The 23,816-nt window shown below is 64.3% G+C and carries 20 protein-coding genes; 8 read left to right on the top strand and 12 right to left on the bottom strand.

What is annotated here, in order from left to right; translation table 11 throughout:
- Positions 1 to 11 precede the first annotated feature (11 nt).
- Positions 12 to 329, bottom strand: coding sequence for an antibiotic biosynthesis monooxygenase family protein (locus OO730_RS04145; protein ID WP_264983315.1), 318 nt, complete (start codon positions 327 to 329; stop codon positions 12 to 14).
- 1 nt (position 330) lies between these two features.
- Complete coding sequence (locus OO730_RS04140) at positions 331 to 4,158, bottom strand: class I adenylate cyclase (RefSeq protein ID WP_264983314.1); 3,828 nt, start codon at positions 4,156 to 4,158, stop codon at positions 331 to 333.
- 279 nt (positions 4,159 to 4,437) lie between these two features.
- Between OO730_RS04140 and OO730_RS04135 the strand changes: the two genes are divergently transcribed.
- The 4 genes from OO730_RS04135 to OO730_RS04120 all read left to right on the top strand — a co-directional run bounded on the left by OO730_RS04135 (position 4,438) and on the right by OO730_RS04120 (position 10,709).
- A complete protein-coding gene (locus tag OO730_RS04135) occupies positions 4,438 to 6,546 on the top strand; it encodes an acyl-CoA dehydrogenase family protein (protein WP_264983313.1) in 2,109 nt (702 codons plus the stop codon).
- A gap of 68 nt (positions 6,547 to 6,614) precedes the next feature.
- On the top strand, positions 6,615 to 8,456 hold the full coding sequence (locus OO730_RS04130) for a 4Fe-4S ferredoxin (RefSeq protein WP_264983312.1): 1,842 nt from the start codon (positions 6,615 to 6,617) through the stop codon (positions 8,454 to 8,456).
- A gap of 423 nt (positions 8,457 to 8,879) precedes the next feature.
- On the top strand, positions 8,880 to 9,689 hold the full coding sequence (locus tag OO730_RS04125) for an electron transfer flavoprotein subunit beta/FixA family protein (RefSeq protein ID WP_264983311.1): 810 nt from the start codon (positions 8,880 to 8,882) through the stop codon (positions 9,687 to 9,689).
- A gap of 9 nt (positions 9,690 to 9,698) precedes the next feature.
- A complete protein-coding gene (locus tag OO730_RS04120) occupies positions 9,699 to 10,709 on the top strand; it encodes an electron transfer flavoprotein subunit alpha/FixB family protein (RefSeq protein ID WP_264983310.1) in 1,011 nt (336 codons plus the stop codon).
- A 71-nt stretch (positions 10,710 to 10,780) separates the two neighbouring features.
- Here OO730_RS04120 and OO730_RS04115 read toward each other — a convergent pair whose 3' ends face one another.
- The 8 genes from OO730_RS04115 to OO730_RS04080 form a co-directional block, all read right to left on the bottom strand.
- Positions 10,781 to 12,814 carry an ATP-binding protein gene (locus OO730_RS04115; protein WP_264983309.1) on the bottom strand — a complete coding sequence of 678 codons (2,034 nt, stop codon included), beginning with the start codon at positions 12,812 to 12,814 and terminating at the stop codon, positions 10,781 to 10,783.
- Positions 12,811 to 13,242 carry a response regulator gene (locus OO730_RS04110; RefSeq protein ID WP_264983308.1) on the bottom strand — a complete coding sequence of 144 codons (432 nt, stop codon included), beginning with the start codon at positions 13,240 to 13,242 and terminating at the stop codon, positions 12,811 to 12,813. Before OO730_RS04110 ends, OO730_RS04115 begins: the two co-directional genes overlap by 4 nt.
- An 83-nt stretch (positions 13,243 to 13,325) precedes the next feature.
- A complete protein-coding gene (locus OO730_RS04105; RefSeq protein ID WP_264983307.1) occupies positions 13,326 to 13,679 on the bottom strand; it encodes a DsrE family protein in 354 nt (117 codons plus the stop codon).
- Between the two features lie 65 nt (positions 13,680 to 13,744).
- Positions 13,745 to 14,032 carry a mercury methylation ferredoxin HgcB gene (gene hgcB, locus OO730_RS04100; RefSeq protein WP_264983306.1) on the bottom strand — a complete coding sequence of 96 codons (288 nt, stop codon included), beginning with the start codon at positions 14,030 to 14,032 and terminating at the stop codon, positions 13,745 to 13,747.
- Positions 14,033 to 14,051: 19 nt separating this feature from the next.
- Positions 14,052 to 15,191, bottom strand: a complete 1,140-nt coding sequence (gene hgcA / locus OO730_RS04095) for a mercury methylation corrinoid protein HgcA (protein ID WP_264984119.1) — start codon at positions 15,189 to 15,191, stop codon at positions 14,052 to 14,054.
- A 53-nt stretch (positions 15,192 to 15,244) separates the two neighbouring features.
- Positions 15,245 to 15,568, bottom strand: a complete 324-nt coding sequence (locus OO730_RS04090; protein WP_264983305.1) for an ArsR/SmtB family transcription factor — start codon at positions 15,566 to 15,568, stop codon at positions 15,245 to 15,247.
- A gap of 88 nt (positions 15,569 to 15,656) precedes the next feature.
- Positions 15,657 to 16,577, bottom strand: a complete 921-nt coding sequence (rarD, locus tag OO730_RS04085; protein ID WP_264983304.1) for an EamA family transporter RarD — start codon at positions 16,575 to 16,577, stop codon at positions 15,657 to 15,659.
- Between the two features lie 69 nt (positions 16,578 to 16,646).
- Entirely contained in the window at positions 16,647 to 18,071 is a 1,425-nt protein-coding gene (locus OO730_RS04080) for an aminotransferase-like domain-containing protein (protein WP_264983303.1), read from the bottom strand.
- Between the two features lie 139 nt (positions 18,072 to 18,210).
- Here OO730_RS04080 and OO730_RS04075 point away from each other — a divergent pair, with 139 nt between their 5' ends.
- Genes OO730_RS04075 through OO730_RS04065 form a run of 3 tightly spaced genes read left to right on the top strand, consistent with a single transcriptional unit; the run spans position 18,211 to position 19,934 of the window.
- Positions 18,211 to 18,921: an AzlC family ABC transporter permease gene (locus OO730_RS04075; RefSeq protein ID WP_264983302.1), complete on the top strand. Its 711-nt coding sequence runs from the start codon at positions 18,211 to 18,213 to the stop codon at positions 18,919 to 18,921.
- Positions 18,906 to 19,232 (top strand): AzlD domain-containing protein, encoded by a 327-nt coding sequence (locus OO730_RS04070; protein WP_264983301.1) that lies wholly within the window; start codon positions 18,906 to 18,908, stop codon positions 19,230 to 19,232. Before OO730_RS04075 ends, OO730_RS04070 begins: the two co-directional genes overlap by 16 nt.
- A gap of 12 nt (positions 19,233 to 19,244) precedes the next feature.
- Positions 19,245 to 19,934, top strand: a complete 690-nt coding sequence (locus OO730_RS04065; RefSeq protein ID WP_264983300.1) for an aspartate/glutamate racemase family protein — start codon at positions 19,245 to 19,247, stop codon at positions 19,932 to 19,934.
- 6 nt (positions 19,935 to 19,940) lie between these two features.
- Here OO730_RS04065 and OO730_RS04060 read toward each other — a convergent pair whose 3' ends face one another.
- Entirely contained in the window at positions 19,941 to 20,999 is a 1,059-nt protein-coding gene (locus OO730_RS04060) for a mechanosensitive ion channel family protein (protein WP_264983299.1), read from the bottom strand.
- A 307-nt stretch (positions 21,000 to 21,306) separates the two neighbouring features.
- Between OO730_RS04060 and OO730_RS04055 the strand changes: the two genes are divergently transcribed.
- Positions 21,307 to 23,199 (top strand): AMP-binding protein, encoded by a 1,893-nt coding sequence (locus OO730_RS04055; RefSeq protein ID WP_264983298.1) that lies wholly within the window; start codon positions 21,307 to 21,309, stop codon positions 23,197 to 23,199.
- Positions 23,200 to 23,269: 70 nt separating this feature from the next.
- On the opposite strand, the gene OO730_RS04050 is transcribed toward OO730_RS04055, so the two are convergent.
- The gene (locus OO730_RS04050; RefSeq protein ID WP_264983297.1) at positions 23,270 to 23,815 is read right to left on the bottom strand and encodes a peptidylprolyl isomerase; all 546 of its coding nucleotides are present in this window, start codon (positions 23,813 to 23,815) and stop codon (positions 23,270 to 23,272) included.
- Between the last annotated feature and the right edge of the window lies 1 nt (position 23,816).

Here is a 23,816-nt window from a genome sequence, read left to right as displayed (position 1 = left end):
GCGGAGGGGGGTCAGGCTTTGCGGGAGAATCGGTTTTCCCGTTCGACCCGGCAGACGCGCGTGGTGAAGGATGCGTACCATTTTTCCCGGCCCAGCCGTCGCGCTTCGGTGTGTTCCGGGTGGTCCCGCCAGGCCCGGATGGCCTCCGGGCTCTCCCAGTATGAGACGGTGATGCCGACATCCTCCCGGGCCGAGTCGACGCCCAGGAAGCCGGGCATGGACCGGGCCAGTTCGAGCATGCGTCCGGCCGTTTCGCCGAAGCCGTCGTCAGCTTCCGTGCGGACCGAGGTGAAGATCACCGCATAGTATGGGGGCTTGGGCGTGGGCATGCTACGCCAGGTTGATCCGTTTGCATTGCGAGCCCTTGGGGATGAACAGTCCCATCTCGGGCATGCCTTCCATGGGCTGTTCCAGCTTCTGCACGAGGAACTGGGAGGGCGTGTTCTCGAACAACTGGCCGGGGCGGAGGAATGTCCTGCAGAACATCTCGCCCCAGTTGGTGGCGTAGATGGCCGTGGCCTGTTCCACCTTCCGCGTCTCCGGGGCCGCAGTCAGGTTGAGGATCAGGAAGATCCGGGTGATCCGTTCGGGCTGCAGCCCCTCGTTGATGTCCCGCTCGAAGGTCTCGTCGAAGGGGAAGAAGTCGTAGAGTGCGGACATGACTTTTTGCAGATCGTGAACGGCAATGGGCGCTATGGAGCGGTCCGCCTGGATGAGTCCCCTGGGATGATAGAGGCGGTTGGCCAGCAGCCAGGCGAGCACGTGAGCGGGGTCGAAGCTGCGGAACAGGGGCTGGATCGTCGGGGCGGCCTGCTTGGCTTCGTCCTGGGTCCCGCCGCGAACGGTCCAGACCGCCCGCTTGCCGGGGACCTTGTCCGCCGAGAAGTGGAGCAGGGGGAACCCGTTTCCGCTGGTGTCCATGAGCGGCACCCGCATGATCTTGTGGGGTTTCTTGGAGAAGTTGGCGCCGATGCGGCGGCCGAGCCGGGTCAGGTCCTCGGGGTTGATGAACGCCTTGGTCTTGCCGGCCATGCCCGACTGGATGCGCTTGTAGGTGTCCACCATGTACTGGCGGACGCTTGCCCCCATCTTGAGCGATTTGTCGAAGGGCCAGGTTTTGTTGACCCCGGCTATGCGGTCGGGCTCCACGTAGCCCGAGCCGAACAGGACCGAAATCACGCTTTCATCCTCGGGCCGTGTGGGCAGGTTCATGAAGAACGGGATGTCCGCGAGGTTCGCCTTGAGCCGGAAGGACTCCTTGAGCAGGGATGCCGCCTCGTTCTGTTTCCGTTGCTGGTAATAGACGTGCAGGGTGGAGAACAGGGCCGTGTAGGGGTCGGTGTCCAGCTTGCCCTTGCGGTTGCGGGTCAGGTTGTGCTTGATGCGGTCGCACAGCGGCAGGCTCTTGGCACCGGGTGCGGCGTAGGTCTCGAGCAGGCCGAGCTTGAGCACGGATTTGAAGGGCGCGCGCACGGCCTTGACGATCTGCCACAGGGAACCGCCGAAGTATTCGTCCGGCGGCACCGGGGCGAGATGGCCGAAGTCCTCCAGTCGGGGCTTGCCTGCCAGCGGATAGCGGCGGGCCGCGAGCATGCATGCCTCGTAGTTCTTGCGCGAAATGCCGGCCGAAGTGACCCACCAGGCCAGGTTCTTGCCCGCCAGCCTGAGGGCGGTGCGGTAGAACTCCTCCTTCAGGAGCAGGGCCTGGGCCGATCCCGAGCTCTCCTCGTCCCCGGCCAGGAAGCGGTTGTCGCGGACGTCGTCCATGCGCATGGGGTAGAAATGCGCCTCAAGGCCGAACTCGCTCTCGGCCCACAATCCCAACGCCTCCAGCTTGCGCTTGAGGCCGTTTTCCATGGCGATGGTCAGGTCGCCGTCGTAGCAGACCCAGCAATCCAGGTCCGAGTCGGCGGACTGGGCCACGGTGCCCATGCTGCCCATGGCGTACACGGCCAGGATGCGGACGTCCGGCGAGGAGTCCCGCTCCGGCAGGGCACCGAAATAGTATTTGGCCAGCTCCAGGGTGGTCTGGCTCGGGTAGTATCCCCAGACCCGGCAGGACGGCGTGCGGCCGAAATCGAATCGCTTCTCGAACACGTCCGAGTCCAGCATCAGCGGCAACAGCCGCATGAAACCCTGCTGGTTGCGGCTCATGGTGTTCATGGCCCGGGCCAGCCGGGTGCGGTTGTTGTCCAGCATGTGCCGTTCCCGCCGCATGAAGGTCAGTTCGCGGGACCATGCGGTCAGGGTCTTCTGGGCCAGGAACGCGTCCTTTTCCTTTGTGGCCGGCGCGCCGGATTTTTCGAGCTCGCGGGCGAACACGGTCATCTGCCGCACCCGGTTGGCCAGGAAGAGCGGGTGGCCCGCGTCGGAGTTCTTGATGATCGAGCGGGTGACCGTGGTGCGGGGCATCTCGATGGAGATCAGGTTGCAGTCCCGGACGTACACGGCATGGAGCACCGAGGAGAGGAATTCCACGCCCCGGAAGTCGCAGCCCAGGAGTTCCGTGAAGGTCAGGTCGGCGGCCTCGAAGCGGGTGGTGCGCACCGAGCAGCTGTAGAAGGACGCACCGGCCAGGGAGGTGGCGGTCAGGCCGCACAGGTTCAGCTTCGTCTGCTGGAAGGTGGCCTCGCCGATGGAGCAGCCCCGGAACCGGCACTCGTTGAATTCGCAGTCCACGAAGGTCGCGCCGGTCAGGACGCAGTCGTTGAAGGCGCACTTGCCGAAGGTGACGCCGTGAAAGCTCGCCTTGGAGAAATCCACGTTCGAAAATGTCGCTCCCGCCGCCGCGCAGTCGGTGAAGCTCGCCTCGTCCAGGGCCGTGTTCGCAATCCGGGTCCGCAGCATGGTGGTGCTGGAGAAGACCGACGAAGACAGGATCAGGCCGGTCAGTTCGCGTCCGTCCAGCTCCTCCTTTTCCACCACGGAAAAGGGCAGTTCCTGGTCGCGCACATTGCGGAATTTGGGAAGCAGCCCCTCCAGTGTTTTGGGGCGGCCCTTGAAGAAGCGGGAAAAGAAGCCGGTCTTGGGCGGTTCGGGCGGGGGCGTGCGTTCGGGCTGCTTGGGGTGCGCGTCCCTGGCCAGGGCCTGGATGGACACGTCCTTGCCGAGTCCCTTGCGGGAGATGTTGCGCACGTAGTCCGGGGCTATGGCCTCCAGGACTCCGAGCATCTCCAGGTGGGCCTCCAACTGCTGCTTTTCGGGCAGGGCCTTGATGTATTGGACGTAGCCCTTGTCGCCGAGCAGGGGCGCGCGGGACAGGGCGGCCTGTTTCAGCCCGGGCATCCGGGTGCGGGCCGAGGCCAGTATCTTTCCCGCCGCAGGGTGGTCCTGGGCGATGATGGCGTCCAGGCACGGCCCGGCCAGCCCGTTGGCGGCGTTGGACAGAGTCTTGATCAGCACGCCCATGACGGTCTTGCTGCCCGCTTCGCCCACGGCGGCGATGGTGCGCAGGGAGCAGGCGTCCGGGGTGATGCGCCCGCGCTCCATGCCCTTGGCCATGACCTCGACGTAACGGGGGTCGCCCAATCCCCTGACGACGTGGCAGATCTGCCGGAGTTCCTCCCCTTCCAGGTGGTTGGAAATGCGGTTGGCCAGCCAGCGCCCGAACAGTCCGCCGACAATGGCCTGCTTGACCGGGAAGGTCAGGGTCTCGCCCATGTCGCCCAGCCGTTCCACGAAGGGCACCAGCTCCATGGGGTCCGAGGCCATGAGCGGCTTGAGCAGGCTTTCGAGCCAGCTTAGGGTTTCGCGGTCGTTGTCGCCCGGGAAGTCGGACAGCATCTCATGAACCAGGGCCAGCCGGTCGTGGGCGGGCCAGAGCACGATCTTGGCCGACAGGTTGCGCAAGGGCACGGCCTTGCCGTTGATAAACCGGGAGGCGAGGATGCGTCCGAAACGCCCGGAACGGACCATGGCCTGGAGGCAGTTCTGCACGGCCTGCACGTCCTTGGTCCCGTTGGCCACGGCGTACAGGGAGAGCACCGCGTCCGAGTGGGGGGCGGCGTCCTGCCGCGTCGGCCGGGGATGGGCGTCGCACCAGTCCATGAACTCCACGGTCAGGCCGCCGATTCCCGGCCCCTCGGTCAGGCTCGGCGCAGCGGCCACGTCGCGCATGCGCGTGGCCAGTGTCCGTATGTTCGTGGATGGGTCGCTCATCGGGAATCGCCGCCTTTTTTGTTGATCTTTTGATATTACGGGGTCTTGGGGTGGAAGTCAAAAAAACCATGCACCCCCGTGTCATTTTATCCCGCTCCAGGGTGAAAAGGGCGGATTTCCGCAGGGATAAAGGACTGCCGGAAAGGCCGGGAACCCGCCCAAACACTCGTTTAAATCCGAAAAAGACTTTGACTCGTTATTGACAATGGCCTATCGTCGCGACCTATTACCGAACTGTAAGAAACCCAGCATCCAATCAAGACCTCAGGAAAGAAAAAAATGTACACATTGCGCACTCTTCCGGGAGACGACGTTCGCCAGATCATGTGGCGTTTCGCCGAGCGTTTCGACCTTCAGATGTCCGTGCAGTCCGCCCGTTCCATCGCCCGTTCCACCGTCGCCAAGCTGGTGGCCGAAGGCGCGCGCAACACCCACGAATGGACTGACCAGAAAGATGAATTGTTGGCCGCCTTCGACCAGTCCGGCCTGACCGCGCTTTTCATGGACCCCCATCAGGGCGGTTTCATCGAGGGCCCCAAGAACCTGGCCCTCTCCCTGGTCGCCTTCGAGCTGGCCTGGGTGGACGCCGGTGCCGCGACCTCGGCCCTGGCCTCCTGCCTGGCCCTGGCTCCCATCCATGAGAAGGGCACCACCGAACAGCGTGACTACTACATGTCCCGCTGCGTGCCGCCCCAGCCGGGCGAGGACCGGCAGGTCTGGCGCGGCGCCTTCGCGTTGACCGAGCCGCTGCCCTACGTGGGCGTGGACACCGGCGTGCTTTGCGGCAAGGCCTCCGTGGCCGAGTGGCAGGACGGCGAGGAGCCCATGCTGCAGATCGACAAGCGCGGCCGGTTCATCACGGGAATGGATTTCGCCAACTTCGTGACCGCCGCCGTGGAATCCTCGGACGAGCGCATCAAGGGCTCCTTCATGGTCATCCTCGAAGATACCGACGAGGGTCTCTTCGACCGGGGCGCGCCCACCATGAAGATGGTCCACCAGCTTTCCTCCACCCGCGACCCCGTGCTGAACCTCAAGGTTCCCGCGTCCCGCATCATCGGCGGCTATGACCTGGTCGACGGCGTGATCGTGCCCAAATACAACCACTCCGAAATCATCGGGTCGGTCTTCCACCGGACCCGCATCCCGGTGGGGCTCATGACCTCGGCCAAGCTGCTTTCCGCAGTGGAGCCGGTCATCCGGTACCATCGCAACCGGTTCCGCGGCGGCGATTCCTGCACCGAGGGGTCCCCCCGTTTCGACAAGGGCATCCAGTCCAACGAGGACGCGCTCCAGCGTCTGGCCGACGTCTGGGCATCGGGCGAGGCGGGAGCCTCCCTGGCCTACGCCGCCGCCCGGCTGGCCGACCGGTTCGACCCCATCGAGAAGGCCAAGGAGGCCCATTTCAAGGCCCAAGGCGTGACCTCCATCCGCAAGCAGATGGGTGCGCTCAAGAAGCTCAAGGACCAGGTCTTCGAACTGATCGACCTTGAGTACGCCCCGGCCGCCGAGCGCGACCAGGCCCGCTTTGATGAACTGAATAACGACACCCTGGTTTCCTACGCCTACATGGAGGCCCTGGCCGGTGTCCTGAATCCCGGCGTGAAGCTGTGGAACACGGGCGAGGGCGCGAACAAGATGCGCGAGGCCGTGTCCCTGGTCGGCGGTTACGGCATCACCGAGGACTGCCCCGGCTTCCTCATGCAGAAGTGGTCGGACTGTCAGCTGGAGGCCACTTACGAAGGCCCCGAGGCCGTGCAGCGCCGCCACCTGACCATGACCATGCCCAATGAGGTTTTCCAACACATCCTGTCCGCCTGGATCAAGCAGATGCAGCGCGCGGGCAAGGACGTGCCGGGCTTGGGCGGTTTCGTGCTCGCTTCGGCCATGGAGCTGTGGCAGTACACGCTCGAGTACCTCCAGAACGCCAAGGACGACGAGGGCCGCAAGCTCTACCACAACAAGCGTCAGGGCGTGACCTTCCCCATGGCCGACGCCCTGGGCTGGCTGCTCGGACCCTACTTCCTGGCCTCGGACGTCATGGAGCTGATCGAAAAAGGTCCCATGTCCCCGACTCTGGCCGACGGTCTCGACGACCTGGTCGCCTTCTACAAGGACCTGACCCACGTCCAGGCCGCCCGCGCCGCAGGCGAGGTCGCCCGCATCTGTTCGGAACTGGTCTACGGCTTCAACACCTGCCGGTGCAATCAGCCCGACGGCCAACTGGGCGATCAGGCCAACTGCACCCGCGAGGACCTCAAGCGGTTCCGCGAGCTCAAGGCCAAGGTCGACATGTGCATGGCAGGCTGCCGCATGGCCCGTGACCGCGCGGGCAACGCCCTTGCCGGTGTCATGATCCCTGAAGCACTCGACTATCCCATCGGTTAATCCTCGGGAGGGGGGCCGCATCCGGCTCCCCTCCCGTTTTTCTTTCCCCAATATTTCCGGAGGCAACAATGAGTGACGAGACTCCTCGGGCAGAGATGGAAACCGACATTGTCTGTGTCGGCTTCGGCCCTGCCGCCGGCGGATTCCTGACCACGTTGACGAGCGGCCTGATGAACGAGGACGGCACCCCGGCGGTGGAGTCCAAGGCCATGCCCGGCATGGCTCCCCAGGTCATCTGTTACGAGCGGGCCGACGACATCGGCTTCGGCGTTTCCGGCGTGGTCACCAAGGGCCGCGCCATCAGGGCCAGCTTTCCGGACCTTGATCTGTCCCAGATTCCCATGGCCCACGAGGTCACGGAAGAAAAGGTCCTGTACCTCAAGGACCCGGTGGGCGCGAGCCGCCGTCCCGCCGCGTTCAGGCTGGCCGACAAGGCGCTGGGCCGGTGGATGGAGGACGACGCTTTCGAGTTGCCCTACATCCCGCCGTTCCTGGAAAAGCATCCGGGCATGATTTTCTCCATCGGCCAGCTCAACCAGTGGGTGGGCTCCAACCTGATGACCACCGGCCTGGCCCAGATCTGGCCGTCCTCTCCCGTGGCCGAGCCGCTCATGGACGGCACGGCGGTCAAGGGCGTGCGCATGGCCGACCAGGGCGTGGAAAAGGACGGCACCCCCGGCGCGGGCTACATGCCCGGCATGGACATGAAGGCCGCCCTGACCGTGGTGGCCGACGGCCCTGTGGGCCCCGTGGGCCGGCATCTGGACCGGACCCTCGGCATGCCCGAAGGCAACCACCAGCGCGAGTGGGCCGTGGGCATGAAGTGCGTGGTCGACCTGCCCGAAGGGTGCGACTGGAAGCCCGGCACCGTGCTGCACACCATCGGCTACCCCGAGCCTGAAATTTTCGGTTTCCTGTACGTCTACCCCGGCAACGTCGCTTCCCTCGGCATCTTCGTGCCGTCCTGGTTCGACAACCCGGTGCGCACCGCCTACCGCTACATGCAGCACTGGATGCTTCATCCCTATCTGTGGAAGCGGCTGGAGGGCGGCGCCATGCGCTCCTGGGGGGCCAAGTCCCTGAACGAATCCGGCAAGCGCGGCGAGCCCATCCTGTGCGGCGACGGATTCGCCCGCATCGGCGAAGGGTCCGGTTCCACCAACGTGCTCACCGGATCGGGCGTGGACGAGGCCTGGGCCACGGGCGTCCAGCTGGGCGAGTCCGTGTTGGAGCTGCTCAAGGCGGGCAAGGCATTCACCAAGGAAAACCTCGAAGCCACCTACGTGGCCAAGCGCCGCGCCTCCTGGGTCGAGCAGGAAGCGCAGGTGGCGGCCAAGTCCCGCGAGGGGTTCACCAAGTCCGTGGTGCGCGGCTTCCTGGGCATGGGCATGACCGGCCTGACCGGCGGGCTGCTGAACATGCCCGGCGAGCAGGTCAAAGTGCAGGACCGCATCCCGACCATCGAAGACTATTACAAGGGGTACATCCACGAGGGCGAGATCCGGGAGATCCGCGCCGAGTGCGCCAAAAAGGGCAAGAGCCTGCACGATGCGCTCATGGACCGCGTGGGCTGGCCCGAGATTCCGCTGGACGGCAGGCTGCTGGTGTCCCATCAGGACGCGCTGCTCATGGGCGGCAAGGTCCAGGCCAACCCCGGCTATGCGGACCACGTCACTTTCGCCGATCCCGACCTCTGCGCCGCCTGCCGAGAGCAGGTGTGCATCGAGGCGTGTTCAGGCCAGGCCATCTACACCAACCCGGACGGCGGCACCCCGCTGTTCGACCGGGAAAAATGCGTCCATTGCGGCGCATGCATGTGGAATTGCAGCAAGTCCGATCCCAAGGACAAGGAGCGGACCAACGTCCGGTTCCGGGGCGGCTCAGGCGGGCTGCATTCGGCTGAAAATTAGGCGACGGCTTCCGATAGCGGGCCATCTGCACATTTTTTCGTCACCTGCCCGTCCTCACGTACCGGGGTACGCTGCGGGAGGCAGGATGCCGAAGAAAATGCACAGCTGACCCACTCTCGAAAGCCTTACGACGTGCGGATGCTTGAGGAGTGCTGTTTGATTGTTGCCTTTTGGGGTTAGGGCAGTTACGAGAAAAAATTTACGGAAACGTACAATGTCGCCGAAGGCGCTTTAATAAGTTTTGGAGAGTCCAGAGAACCTTTTTCACAAATCCGCAGGACAGCGGATTTGGAGCGCGCCAGGCAAGGCGCGACCCCGTAGGGGTGAGCCCCAGGACGGGGCGAATCAAAAGGTTCTCTGGTCGCCGAAGGCAAGCTCCTCGCGGGGGGGCCGGAGGCATACTGAACGATAAGGAGAAAATGAATGGGCAATGAATTCCACATTGTGGTTTGCGGTTCCATCGTACCGGATCCGCTCCAGACGCTCGCACCCCAGGACGGCCCCAGCGGCCCGGTCCTGCAGAATGAAATGATGCTTCCCGCCGTGCTCGATCCGTGGGCCGGGCACGCCCTGTTCGAGGCCGCCAACCTGGCCGCCAAGAACCCCGGAAGCCAGGTCTGGCTGGTCTGCCTCGGTCCCAAGGCCAAGCTGCAGCAGGTCATGATGGCCGTATCCCAGAAGGCCCCGTTCCAGCTGGTGGTGGCCGACGGCACCTCGTCCGGCTTTGCCGACGCCTATGAAACCGCCAAGGTCCTGTCCGATACCATTGACGGTATCGCCGGGCTGGACAAGTCCAAGATGCTGCTCTTCGGCGGCTGGCAGTCCGCGTCACGCGGCTCCGGCGCGGTCATGCAGATGGTCGGCGAGATGCAGGCCGTTTCCGAGCAGTTCCAGGGCGTGGACAAGCTCACCGTGGCCGATGACGGTTCCCTGGAGATTCTGGAGCGCGTGGAAGGCGGCGCATATCAGAAATCCGTGGTGGACGGCGCGCCCGCCGTGTTCGGCTGGGCCACCGGCGAACTGCCCGAGCCGCCGAACAACCCGCAGGTGGGCATGCAGAACATGCAGAAGAACATGCCCGCCCTGATGCAGGCCAAGCCCGCCGACCTGTCCGGCACCAGCCTGTCCTTTTCCTCGGTGGCCGTGCCGCAGCAGCGCCGCGAGACCCGCATCGAAAAGGACATGTCCGTGGATGCCATGGCTCAGGAAATCGTCGAATGGATCAAGGGTTAGGGGGTTGATATGACTGTTTTGTATCTTGCACACACCGAATGCGACAACACCCTGCACAAGTCCGCCCTGGAAGGGCTGGCCGTTGCCGGGGACCTGGCCGCAGGCCTGGGTGAAGACCTGGCCGTGGGCCTGATAGGCGGCGACGTGGCCGCTGCCGCCGACTCCATCGCGGACTGCGGCGCCAAGTTCTACGCCGTGTCCGGCGCGGACTTCGCGGACGGCCGCTACGCCTCCGATCTGGCCGCAGCCGAGGCCATCGCCAAGGCCGTGGGCCCGGCCATCGTCATCGGCCCGGACACCTCCCGCTTTTCCCGCGCCCTGCCGGGCCTGGCCATCCGCCTGGGCGGCCGCGTGGACACCCACCTGTCCGGCTTCACCGCCGAGGGCGGCAAGCCCGTTGCCAAGCGGTGGTTCTACCGCCAGCGCATGGAAGGCACCCTGACCCGCGATGAACGTCCCTGGATCGTCACTCTGTCGTCCGGCATTGCCGCGCCGTTCTCCGGTGCCGGGTCCGCCGCAGTGGAGGCCGTGTCCGTGGACGTGTCCGGCGTGCGCACCAAGGTGCAGGGTTTGGAGTGCGCCTCCGAGGACGCCCAGACCATTCGCCCGGACGCCAACCTGCTGTTCGTGGCCGGCGCGGGCTGGACCAAGAAGCAGGTCGACGGCGCGACCCACGTGGACGTGGCCGAGACGACCATCCAGACGTTTCTCGGCGCGACCAAGGCCTCGCTGGGTTCCTCCAAATCCCTGGTGGACATCTCCGGCGAGGGCGGCGCGGTCATCTCCTTCCTGACGCACATGCATCAGGTCGGGCAGACCGGGGCCACCCCGCGTCATCCCAAGGGACTGGCCACCTGCTGCCACGGCGAGGAGCCCCATGTTGTGGGTTGGCGCTTCATCAAGGAGCGCCGCGCCATCAACACCGACGCCGGTTGCGGCTGGGCGCAGGGCAAGTGCGACGTGCTCTACGTGGGCGACGCGTTCGCGGTCATGAAAAAGGTGAACGAACTGCTCGGCTAGTTCTTTCGCCGACACGAAGATACGGGCCGCGCCTTATGGGCGCGGCCTTTTTTTGTGGGGCTGAGGGCGGCTCAGGCTGCGGTGCACCGGTTGATGGAGGCCAGCAGCTCCCCGGCTTCGAAGGGCTTGGTGACCACGAAGTTCATGCCCGCGTCCAGGCAGAGTTTGCGGTCGGCGTCCGTGGCGTAGGCCGTCAGCCCTACGATGGGAATGTCCCTGGGCACGTTTTCGGCTGCGCCCCTGCGGATGATCTCGGTGACTTCGAGCCCGTTGATCACGGGCATCTGCACGTCCATGAGCACCAGGTCGAACGGGTTCCGCATCAGGGCGTCGATGGCGTGCTGGCCGTTGCCCACCACGGTCACGGAGTGGCCTCTTTTCTTGAGGATGCCCGAGGTGACCAGGGCGTTGACCTGCTCGTCTTCGGCCACCAGGATGTTGAGCGGCCTGGACGGTCCGCCGGTGGGATCGGTGATGGTGCAGGAACCGCCCTTGGCGTCGCGCAGCAGGAAGGGCAGGGTGAGCGTGAATGTGCTGCCGCGGCCCGGCGTGCTCCGGACGGAGATGTCGCCGCCCATGGCGTTGGCCAGTTCCCGCGAGATGGACAGCCCCAGCCCGGTCCCGCCGTATCGTTTGGTCAGGTAGTCCTCGCCCAGCACGAACCGCTCGAAGATGGACTCCAGCTTGTCCTCAGGGATGCCGATGCCGGTGTCGGTCACGGTGAAACGGAGTTCGGCCATGTCCCCGAGCAGGCCGCTGGTAGTGGCGGTCCGGGTCACGGTCAGGGCAACCTCGCCCTCTTCAGTGAACTTGATGGCGTTGTAGATCAGGTTGATGATAATCTGGCGCAGCTTTTTCTCGTCGCCGTTGATCAGCGCCGGGACCTCATGATGAAGCTCGTGCACCAATGTCAGGGATTTGTGCGCGGCCTGCAATGCCAGCGGCTTGATGATGGATTCCAGGGTGTCCGGCAGGCTGAAGTTGACGGGCGTGATGGTCACCGCGCCGGACTCGATGGCGGTGAGGTCGAGCAGGGAGGTCATGACCTTGGAGAGGTGTTGGGCCGCCTCCATGGACAGGGTGAGGTATTCCTTCTGCTCGTTGTTGACTTCGGTTCCCATGAGGAGCTGGGTCATGCCCATGATGCCGTTGAGCGGGGTGCGCAGTTCGTGGCTCATGTTGGCCAGGAACTGGCTCTTGGCCCGGCTGGCCCTCTCGGCGTTCTTTATGGCGTCGACGAGTTCCGCTTCCATGCGTTTGCGCTGGATGATCAGCCAGACGCCCTCGATGGGCAGGGAGAGGTGGGCAAGGTCCGCCTCGGTGTAGTCTTCTTTCTTGTTGGCCACCCCGGCTATGAGCACGATCCGGCCGTTGTCGATGATGGGCAGGCACAAGTGCCGGTCTATGGAAAATGGGCTTCCGGGGGTGGCCTCGCAGCAGTTGGAGATGACCGGACTGCGTTGTTTCATCGCCGCGCCCCAGAATCCGGCTTCGCGGGGCCCGCAGTGGGGCGGCGGAGTCGTTTCTACGCCCTTGGGGGAATGGTCGTTGATCCAGGCCTTCAGGGTCATTTCCGTTTCGCCGGGATTCAGGAAATAGATGTAGCCCAGGCTCGATCCGGTCATGTCGAGGCTTTCGCGCAGCACGTATTCGAGGAGCGCCTGTTCGGATTCGTCGAAGGCCCTGGAAAGTCTTTTGAGCGTCCGGAGGCAGCGCTGCCCCTGTTCCTCCCACAAAAGGCTGCGGGACCGCCGGGAGTTGTCCCGGAAGGACACGATGTTCAGTTCCCGGTCGTCGATGCGCAGGACGTGGGATCGGATTTCCACGGGCAGGATGTCGCCGTTGCGGGTGGTCAGGGAGTGCCCCACGGTGGCGTCCCCGGTCTCGAAAGGGCCGGTCCCCGCCAGTTCGTTCAGGTCCGGAACGATGTCCGCGGGCGACAGGGAGAGAATTTCGTCCGGGGAATAGCCGAGCAGGGAGCAGGCGGTCCGGTTGGCTCCGGCTATAACACCCTCCCGGTCCGGGGATTCCGCGACCGCATAGGCGAAGGCCCCGTCCGGCTCGAGGAGCCGGAGAATGTCGGACAGGCGGGGGCCCGTGGTCATGCCTGGAGCCCTTCAACCGTGTCGGCAACGCACTGGAACATGTCGGCCTTGCGGATAGGCTTGGCCAGAAAGGCCGTGCATCCGGCCTCCATGGATTGCTGGCGGTCCTCTTCAAAGGCGCTGGCCGTTACGGCCACCACGGGAACGGCGGGGAGGTTGTTCTCTTTTTCAAAGGAGCGGATTTTTCTGGTGGCCTCCAGCCCGTCCATGACCGGCATGAAGATGTCCATGAGCACCATGTCGTAGCGGTTGGCTTTGTATTTCTCCACGGCTTGGCTGCCGTTGTCGGCGAAATCGAGGATGCAGGATGTTTTCTTGAAATAGAGCGCGAGCAGGTCCTGATTGCTTTCGGAATCCTCGGCGATCAGGATTGAAATGGGTTCCCGTGACAACCGTTCAGTCAGTTCGGTGATGTCGGTGCTCGGCATGAGGCGTGCCCTCCACTTTTTCTAGCGCAATAACTTCTTGGCACAAATGGAGAAAAAAATCCACATGCTGATGAGACAGGCCGTCAGAAAGTCAAATTTTTCCAGCCCGCCTTGAGCATCTCGGTGGTGGCCTGCCCCACGTGAAAGACGTTGAGTCCCGCCTTTTCCAGTTCCTCGGTGACGCCGTAGTTGTCGGCGCAGGCACGGCAGGCCCAGATTTCCACGCCGTCATCCTCCATCTCGGCCAACCGTTTTCGGATGTGTTCATCGGTTGCCGCGAGCTTGGCGCTGGGGCCCCAGACAATGAGCCGGACGCGGCCCCACCAGTCCCGTTTCATGGAGTTGTGGCCGTACATGAAGACGAGATTGTCGGCCACTTCCGGGTCCGGGGAACTCCAGATGATGAAGAGGGACTCGCTTGCGGGGATGTCGTGCATGGCTTGCTCCTGTGGAGTGATTTCCGGGCAATAATACTGGTCGATGGCGGATGGCCTGAGAAGGGCTAGCAGCAGCCCTGGTCGAGTTTCCTGCCGGTCAGCTTGTGAATCCAGGCCGAGATGAGATAGGAGGCGCAGCCCACTCCCGGCGTGACCGAGAGTGCCTCGGTCGGGCAGTTCTGCGCGCACGCCCCGCATTCCATACACGCGTCGAAGTCGAGGATGACCGCCTTCCTGTCCCGGATTTCGAATATGCGGTGCGGGCAGACCGTGGCGCACAGGCCGCAGCCCACGCATTTGTCAGAGTTCAGCTCCAGGGTGGCGACGCCTTCGATGTATCTGTAATCTTTCATGTCTGATTCCCGTTTTGCCCTATCCGATAAACGGTGCGGCCAGCCAGCCGATGACGGCCAGGGCCGCGCCGGCGACTTGCAGGGGGATGCCCCGGCGCATTTCCGCCTCCACGCCCGAGGGCGAGGTGTAGGGCGTGGAGCCGGTGAAGTTCATGGCCATGTAGGACGACACGGTCGTGGTCCACAGGATGAGCGCCACGGTGCCCGTGAAGCCCATGCCGCCCGCGACGAGCAGGGCGTATCCGGTTCCGGTGACCAGGCCGGTCAGGGCACCCTTGGGCCAGAACTGCCGCCAAGGCAGCCGGTTCAGGACGAGCGGCACCAGGGCGCACCCCGACAGGATGCCGACAAGGGTCGCTCCCGCAGCCGTCAGCCCCCGGTCCCAGGCGGCGGACAGCGAGAAGATTCCCGGTCCGATGCCGGACAGGAGGAAGAGGCCGGCCATGGTCCAGGCCAGGAGCTTCCAGAGCAGGAACAGCTCGACGGGTATGAGCGCGATCCGTTCCCGGAGCGTGAAGGTGACCGTTCGCATGGCCTCGGTGGCCGTGTTCCCGGCCCGGAGGAAGGCGGGAATGTCCTCGGCCCGCACCGGGCCGTATGTGACGGAAAAGCCGCACCCCCTTGCGACCCTGGCGGCGGAGACGCCCGTGGCCCCGAGCTGGGGCAGGATCAGTTCGCGGTGGGCGATAATCTCGTGCAGCCGGGCGGCGTTGACGCTCAGGATCACCTCGTGGGTGGCGAACAGGTTCTTGCCCGCCGCGCACCAGACGTTGATGCCGCGCGTGTCCACCGCCAGCAGCCAGGCGTCGATGCCCGTCAGCCGGGTGCGGACCGCGTCAAAGGTCAGCTTGTAGTTGGCCGTGACCAGGACAGGGGACTCGGGTTCGGGATTGCCCACGCAATAGAGACCCGGAACCACCTTGTATCCGGCGCGGTTGTAGCCGACGCGGGTCCGGGCGGTCCCCAGGCGGTCGCTCAGGAGCAGGTGCGTGCGCACGCGGGGGACGAACCCGGCGTCCGTCTTGACGAACCCGTCCACAAAGGGCTCCATCCTGTAGCCTGGCTTCTCGAAGACCCCGGCACGGGGGTCGGGCCTGGGGCCTCAACAGGGTGCGTCGTCTTCCGCCGGGTCGGTGGGCGGACAATCAGCCGGGGCCATCATGCCCAGGGGCTCGAGTTTGATTTCCTCAAGGGGGTTGTTCCGGTCTCCGGTCATGGGCATACCCGTCCTTCGCTCTGCCTGAGCATGGCTTCAATGAAGCCGTTGAACCGGGAGAGCAGTTCCCGGTCGGCACAATAGCATGTTTTTCGTCCTTCCACCTCGCCCCTCACCAGCCCGGCGTCCTTCAGTATCTTGAGATGCTGGCTGACCGTGGACTGGGCCAGGGGCAGGATGTCGACGATGCTGCCGCAGATGCACCGGTTTTCATCCAGCAGGTGCTTGAGGATGCGGACGCGCGCCGGGTGCGCCAACGCCTTGCAGACGTCGGCGAGGAAGGCGGCCTCCATCGGCTTGAGCGGTTGTCGGTCGTGCATGAGGGCTCCGTTTGCGGACATTGATCGTTGATCGACGATAGGCGATTGGTGACCGGATGTCAATGGCGCGGGCATGGGGCTCGACCGTTCAGCCTGCGGCGGTTCGCCGTTGGTTGCGGTGGCGGCGGAGGGTGCGGAGCGTGTCGCCCGTGTACACGGCCAACCCGGCCCAGATCAGGGCGAAGGTGATCAGGTGGTCGGCGGTGAAGTGTTCCCGGTACACGAACACGCCGAGGCAGAAGGCGATGGACGGGGCCACGTACTGGAGCAGCCCGATCACGGTCAGGGGGAGCTTTCTGGCACCGTAGGCGAAGCCGATGAGCGGGGTGGCCGTGACGGCGCCCGCGCCCATCAGGAGGAGGTCGATGTGCGCCGACTGATGGAACATGGCCGCCGTGCCGTTTGCCTCCAGCATGACCAGGTAGGCCAGGGCGAACGGGCCGAGGATCATGGTCTCCAGGAACAGGCCGGGCAGGGATTCCACGGACGCGATCTTGCGCAGCAGCCCGTACAGGGCAAAGGACACGGCCAGGCACAGGGATATCCAGGGCAGTTCGCCGTGGCTGAAGACCGCGTTGCCCACGCCCAGCGCGGCCAGGCCGATGGCGATCATCTGCATGGGTTTGAGGCGTTCGCGAAAGAAGAGGAATCCGAACAGGACGTTGACCAGGGGATTGATGTAGTAGCCGAGGCTGGTCTCGAGGACGTGGCCGGTGTTCACGGCCCAGATGTAGAGCATCCAGTTGCCGCCGATCATCAGGCTGGACAGGGTCAGGACAAGGATGTCCCGCTTGGACTTGATGGCCGCGAACGTCCCGCTCCAGCCTTTGAGGATGGTCAGGATAACGGCGATGAAGACCAGGGACCAGACGATGCGGTGGCAGAGTATCTCGAACGGGTCCACCGTGATGACGGACTTCCAGTATATGGGCAGCAGCCCCCAGGCAATGAAGGCGCCCAGGGCGGCGGCGAATCCGTAGGTTTTCTGTTTGGGGTCGGTCTGTTGCATGTCTTTCTCCCGGATGGGCGACACTACGCCGGTCGGTTTTCCGGGTAAAGCCGGAAATTCCGATGGAGGCTATCGCTCAATCCTGTGCCCGGCCAGTTCGCCGAGAATGCGCACGGCCTCTTCCTGCTCGTCGGACCAGGGCGATCCGTAGGTGATGCGTATGTAGTTGGCGAACTTGGCCTGGGTGGAGAAGATGGGGCCCGGAGCGATGCCCACTTTCCGTGCCCGCGCCTGGTAGAACAGTTCCACGGCATCCACCCGGGGCGGCAGTTCCAACCAGAGCACGGCCCCGCCGGAGGGGTGGGTGACGCGGGTGCCTTGGGGGAAATGCCGCTGCAGGTGGAGCTGCATGGTGTCCATCTGTTTTTCCAGGGCCCCGCGCAGCTTCTTGAGGTGGCGTTCCATCCGCCCCTGCCGCAGGTACTCGGCAATGGCCATCTGGGCCGGGGCCGAGGTGGACACGTTGGTGGTGGCCTTGATCTCCAGCACCTTCTGCCGGTACCGACCGGGCAGCATCCAGCCCACGCGGTAGCCGGGGCCGATGGTCTTGGAAAAGGAGGAGCAGAGCAGGACCAGCCCCTTTTCGTCGAACTGCTTGAATGTGGTGGGTCGTTTGGGATCGAAGTGGAGGTCCGTTGACACGTCGTCCTCCACAAGGGGGATGTCGCGTTCGGCCAGCATGGCCACGATCTCCCTCTTCGCGTCGTCCGGAGTCAGGCTTGAATCGGGGTTGTTGAAGTTGGGGGCCAGTACGCAGGCCGAGATGTCGAAGGTGTTCAGCGCCTTGTGCAGCGCGGTGGGCGTGACGCCGCATTTCGGGTCGGACGGAATCTCGATGGTCCGCAGTCCCAGCGTCTCGAGCAGCAGCAGGAAGCAGTAATAGGTGGGCGACTGGATGAGCACGGTGTCGCCCCGGCGGCAGACCGAGCGCAGGGAAAGGTACAGGGCCTCCATGCATCCGGCGGTGATGATCGGGTCGTCCGGATTCGCCGGGATGGAGTGCTCCATGGACCGGTAGGCGATCTGGCGGATGAGCTGCTGGTCGCCGGGGATGGGGGCGTAGCCCATGGCCCTGCCGGGGTCGTCGCGGACCACGCTCGCCGTGATATTGCCCAGTTCCCGGAGCGGCAGCAGGTCCGGGCCGGGGGCGACCACGTCCAACGGGGTCCAGTCCGCCGCGCCCACGGATTCGAGCACGGTCTGGATCAGCCCGATGCGGGTCACGGCCCGGGGCCGCTCCATGGGCGTGGGGGTTGCCTCGGTGCGCGGCAGCCTCGTGGACCTGCGGCGCACGAAGAACCCGGACCTGGGCCGGGCTTCCACCACGGATTTCCGCTCCAGTTCGATATACGCCTGGTTCACGGTGGAAATGGATACGCCCAGCCGGGAACTCAGGGTGCGCAGGGAGGGGAGCCGGTCGCCCAGCCCCAGGGCCCCGGACCCGATCATGGTCATGATGTGTTTCTCGACGGCCTGATAGCGGTAACCGGCCATGGCTTTCCTCAATCTGTTATGTGCATATTTTGAATCAACTGTATCTGTACTGATTACAGTTTTTCCGCTTTACTGCAACCCGAGGATTGATCACATTAACCGGGCCATGGCCCGACAGACATTCAGAGAGAGACTCGTCATGACCATCGAAGCCGTTGCCGGAGAGCAGGCGGATTCCCCCATGATGTCAGCCGCCAAGCTGGTGGCCCCCATCGTCATGGGCTATCTGCCCGTGGGCGTGGCCTACGGCGTCCTTGCCCAGCAGGCCGGGCTGTCCATGCTCAACACCGTGCTCATGTCCGTCCTGGTGTACGCCGGGTCGGCCCAGCTCATCGCCGTGGCCCTGTTCGCCGCAGGAGTAAGCCCGCTGTCCATCATCGCGACCACCTTCGTGGTCAACCTGCGCCATCTGCTCATGAGCGCGTCCCTGGCCCCGAACCTCAAGAGCTGGAAGAAGTGGGAGCTGGCCCTGTTCGCCTACCAGGTGACCGACGAATCATTTGCCGTGCACTCGGCCCGGTTTGCGCGCGGCGACCTGAACAAGACCACCTGCTTCGCCATCAACTATATCGCCCAGGCCTCCTGGACCCTGGCTTCGTTCGTGGGTTTCGTGGCCGGGGCGTCCATCCCGAGGGTGGAGCCGCTGGGCATCGACTACGCCCTGCCCGCCATGTTCATCGCGCTGCTGGTCATGCAGACCAGGAACAAGCTGCACGTGCTCGTGGCCGGTTTCACGGGGCTGACCGCCATCGTCCTGATCCAGGCGGGCGCGGACCAGTGGAGCGTGATCATCGCCACCGTTATCGGCGCAACCTTCGGCGCGGGAGTGGAAACATGGACCAGAAAATAATCTTTTTGACCTTCCTGGGCATGCTGGCCGTGACCTATGTCCCGCGCATGGCCCCGCTGGTGGCGCTGGCCACGCGGTCCCTGCCCGAACCCGTGGTTCGCTGGCTCTCCTTCGTGCCCGTGGCCGTACTCTCGGCCATGCTCTTCCCGTCGCTTGTGCTCAAGGACGGGCAGTTCGATTTCACGCCTGACAACTTCTTCCTGTGGGCGGCCATACCGGCCTTCCTGCTGGCCTGGCGCACCAAGTCGTTCTTCGGCACCGTGGCCCTGGGCATGGCCCTGGTGGCGGCGGGGCGGTACTTTTTCGAATAAGGGGTTTCGACAATGAAGACCATCGGCCTGCTCGGCGGCATGAGCTGGGAATCATCGGCGGAATACTACCGCGTCATGAACGAGGAAGTGAAGGCCCGTCTCGGCGGGCTGCATTCCGCGAAGATTCTCATGAACAGCCTGGAGTTCCAGGAACTGCGCGACCTGATGTGCGCGGGGCGGTGGAGCGAAATCGGGGATCGGCTGGCCGCTGCCGCCCGGACCCTGGAAAAGGCGGGCGCGGACCTGATGGTCATCGGCACCAACACCATGCACAAGGTGGCTCCCCAGGTGGCGGACGCGCTGTCCATCCCGCTCATCCACATCGCCGACGCCACGGCGGACGCGGCCAGGGAACGGGGCTGCACCCGGGTGGGGCTGCTCGGCACGGCATTCACCATGGAGGACGACTTCTACTCGGGCCGCCTCAATGAGCACGGCCTCGAGGTCCTGGTCCCGGAGGCAGGGGACCGCAAGCTGGTGGACCGCGTCATCTTCGACGAGATGTGCAGGGGTGCCTTTCTCGACCCGTCCCGCGCCGAATACCTGCGCATCATCGACGATCTTTCCGCAAAGGGTGCCCAGGCGGTCATTCTCGGCTGCACCGAGATCGGCCTGCTGGTCCGGCCCGGCGACACGGACGTCCCCACCCTCGACACCTGCGCGATTCACGCGGCCACGGTAGTCAAGAAGGCGCTTGGATAATCACTCTCAGTCCGTCCCCGTTGAATCGGCGATCACCACGCGCCGTTTGGGGAGGCAGTCCGGGCAGGTGTCCTTCATGAAGGTGATCAATCCCTCCCGCAGCATGCAGCGCAGGTCCCAGGCGCTCGACGCGTCCGGGGAACCGGCCAGCACCCGGATGGTCATGTCCTCCGGGCCCGCCTCGGTGACCTGCAGGACGAAGGTCTTGCCGTCCCACAACGTGCCGGCGGATTCGCAGATGCGGCGGGCCTCTTTGCGCAACGGCTCCAGGGGCGTCGCGTAGTCCACGTGCATGAGGACGCTGCCCGTTATGTCCGCGCTTTTGCGCGTCCAGTTCTGGAAGGGGTGTTCCAGGAAATAGGTCACGGGCAGTATCAGCCGTCGCTGATCCCATATCCTGACCACCACGTAGGTGAAGGTGACCTCCTCGATCCGGCCCCATTCCCCCTCGACAATGACCACGTCGTCGAGGTTGATGGGTTGGGACAGGGCGATCTGTATCCCGGCCACGATGGAGCCGAAGGTCTTTTGCGCGGAAATGCCGAGGATGATGCTCAGGACGCCCGCCGAGGCCAGAAGGGTGGTGCCCAGGGCGCGGAAGGTGTCGTACTGCATGAGGACGCCGGCCACGGCCCCGATCCAGATGATGACCACCACGATGCGTTGAAGGACCTGTATCCGGGTGTGCATGCGCCGGGCCTGCAGGTTGTCCGCCACGCCGACGTCGTATTCCCGCTGGATCATCCCGCCGGCCACCGACATCCCTACGGTGAGCCCCCATGCCGCCAGCACCACCCATGCGGACCCCAGCAGAGAATTTGCCGTGTGCGTTCCCTCAGGGCCCGGCCCGACGAGGGGCAGCAGCAGCGCCGCCAGGGAGCAGCCCAGGGCGGCCACGCCGATGGAGACCACCCGCCTTTGCAGCGCCCGGCTCAAGGTCTTCCAAATCTCGCTCAGGTTTCCTTTCCCGCCCTTGAGTCGGCGGAAAAAGACCGCCAGCGCTCCGGCCAGCAGCAGGGAGAAACCGATTCGCATCATCCAGCCTGTCCATTCGATGTCTTGCATGTTCGCCTCCGGTTCTTCGGCGTTCAAATCAAACACGATGCCTGCACTACAGGTCCCGTACCACAAAACGGTTGTGTCCGGCATGTCGATTCTGCCGTTTCTTCCTCAGTCGCCGTGCAACTGGTCCGTTCCGTCGGAGCGGTTGCATCCTCGCGGCAGCGTCGCAGGAACATCCCGTATTGAATGGGCTTTCCCAACAGCTGTTTGAATGCGACGTACTCTTGACCCCCTCGCGAAACATGGTATTCCTAGTGGGCGCACCGGGGGTGCGTTCATTTTTCGTCGCAAAACCATTCGGGGAGGGTGTGTGAGCGATCAAATCACCACGTTGAAGGAACTGCTGGAAGATTCCGTTCAGAAGTATGTGGATCGGACGGCATTGTCGTTTGTCGGGGGCGAGCCCATCACCTATACCCAGCTGGCCAAGAGCGTGCTCGACATGCAGACCGTGCTGGGCGACCTGGGCATCCGACCCGGCGACAAGGTGGCCATCCTCAGCGAAAACATGCCCAACTGGGCCATCACCTATTTTTCCATCACCACCATGGGCGCCATCGCCGTGCCTATTCTGCAGGAATTCCACCCCAGCGCCGTGCACCACATCCTGCGCCATTCCGAGGCCAAGATGGTGGTCGCGTCCCAGCGGTATCTCGAGAAGGTGGAGGGCGACAACTTACCCAGGCTCGAGACCGTGATGGTCATGAACGATTTCTCCATCGAGGCCGGGGAAGGGGAGCCCACGCCGTACCAGGAAGCCCTCGAGCAGGCCCGTGAGCGCATGGTGCATCTCGGCGAGATGGCCCGGGAAAAGATGGACAAGTTCAGCGAGGCCGCCAAGGAGCGGTTCGCGGGATCGACCAAGGACAAGGTGGAGAAGCTGGGCAACACCTACATGGCCAAGGTCGAGAGGTTGAGCGACCAGGCCATGGAGCGCATGGAGCGGTTCACCGGCACGGCCAGGGAAAAGGTCGAGCAGTTCGGCGCTTACGCCCGCAAGTTCATCGACCGCAAGTCCGGCGCGGAGTTCAAGCTGACCGAGGACGATGTGGCCGCCATCCTCTATACCTCCGGCACCACCGGCCATTCCAAGGGCGTGGTCCTGACCCATCGCAACCTGGTGCAGAACTGTCTGTCCGGGGTGCTGACCATCCCGGTCTTCCACACCGATCGTTTCCTGTCCGTCCTGCCCATGGCCCACACCTACGAGTCCACCGTGGGCATGCTCGTCCCCCTGCACTGCGGCAGCGCGGTCTACTACCTCCAGAAGCCGCCCACTCCCAAGGCGCTTTTGCCCGCCATGCAGAAGGTCAAGCCGACGGTCATGAACGTGGTGCCCCTGATCATCGAGAAAATTTACAAGAACCGGATCAAGCGCAAGCTGACCGGTTCGGGCGTGGCGCGCGGGCTGATGAAGATCGGCCCGGCCCGGCGCAAATTGTCCCAGGTGGCGGGCCGGAAGCTCATCGAGGCCTTTGGCGGCGAGTTGCGGTGCATGTGCATCGGCGGCGCGCCCCTTTCTCCCGAGGTGGAGAGTTTCCTGACCGATGCGAAGGTGCCCTACGCCATCGGCTACGGCATGACCGAGGCGTCGCCGCTCCTGGCCGGGGTCGATCCGAGCCGCCAGCGGCTGCGGGCCATCGGGCCGCCCCTGCCCGGCGTCGAGCTGATGATCGCCGACCCGGACCCCGAAACCGGCGAGGGCGAGGTCCTGGCCAAGGGGCCGAACATCATGCGCGAATACTACAAGGCGCCCGTCGACACCCAGGACACCTTCACCGAGGACGGCTGGCTCAAGACCGGCGACCTGGGCAAGTTCAAGGACGGATACCTGTACCTCAAGGGCCGCCTCAAGAACATGATCCTCGGCCCCAGCGGCGAAAATATCTATCCCGAGGAGATCGAGTCCATCATCAACGCCGGCGACCATGTCGTGGAATCCCTGGTCTTCGATGACGGGAACGGCAAGGTGGCTGCGCGGATTCATCTCAACTACGACACCCTGGACGAGGAATTCGGCGTGACCAAGATGATCGAATCCGAGGTCCGGGCCAAGATCCAGGAATTGCTGGAGAGCATCCGCAAGGAAGTGAACGGCAAGGTGTCCGCCTTTGCCAGGCTGAGCCGGGTGTTCGAGCAGGTGGAGCCGTTTGAAAAGACCCCCACCCAGAAGATCAAGCGATTCCTCTACGTGGACAAATAATCGCACCGAAGCAAAAAAAGAGGCGCACCCGGAAGGGATGCGCCTCTTTTTTTGTCGTCTGCGGCGCGGCCTATTCGGCGTCGGCGGCCACCTGCATGCGGATGATCTTGTCCGGGTTGCGGACCATGCCGCCCCGGCCCTCGCCGCGCTTGATGTTGTCCACGAATTCCATGCCGGACGTGACCTCGCCCCAGACCGTGTACTGGCCGTTGAGGTGGGGCGCGTTTGCAAAGCAGATGAAGAACTGGCTGTCCGCGCTGTCCGGGCTTTGGGAGCGGGCCATGCCCAGGGTGCCGCGCAGGAAGGGAGCGTCGGAGAATTCGGCCTTCAGGTTCTTGCCGGAGCCGCTTCGTCCGGTGCCGGTGGGGTCGCCGGTCTGGGCCATGAACCCGTCGATGACCCGGTGGAACACCAGGCCGTCGTAGAATTTCATGCGGGTCAGCTCCTTGATCCGGGCCACGTGGTTGGGGGCCAGGTCCGGCCTGAGCTCGATGGTCACGCGGCCGTCCTTGAGGTCGAGGTACAGGGTGTTCTCCAGGTCTTCCCCGGCAAAGGCCGGGATGGAGAGCAGGGTCATCAGGGCGAGAACGGCAACGGTCTTCAGAAAGGTTTTCATG

Source organism: Pseudodesulfovibrio portus (genome assembly GCF_026000375.1).
Lineage (GTDB): Bacteria > Desulfobacterota > Desulfovibrionia > Desulfovibrionales > Desulfovibrionaceae > Pseudodesulfovibrio > Pseudodesulfovibrio portus.
Note: the sequence above shows the minus strand (reverse complement) of the source record. Positions and strands in the feature narration are given on the sequence as shown.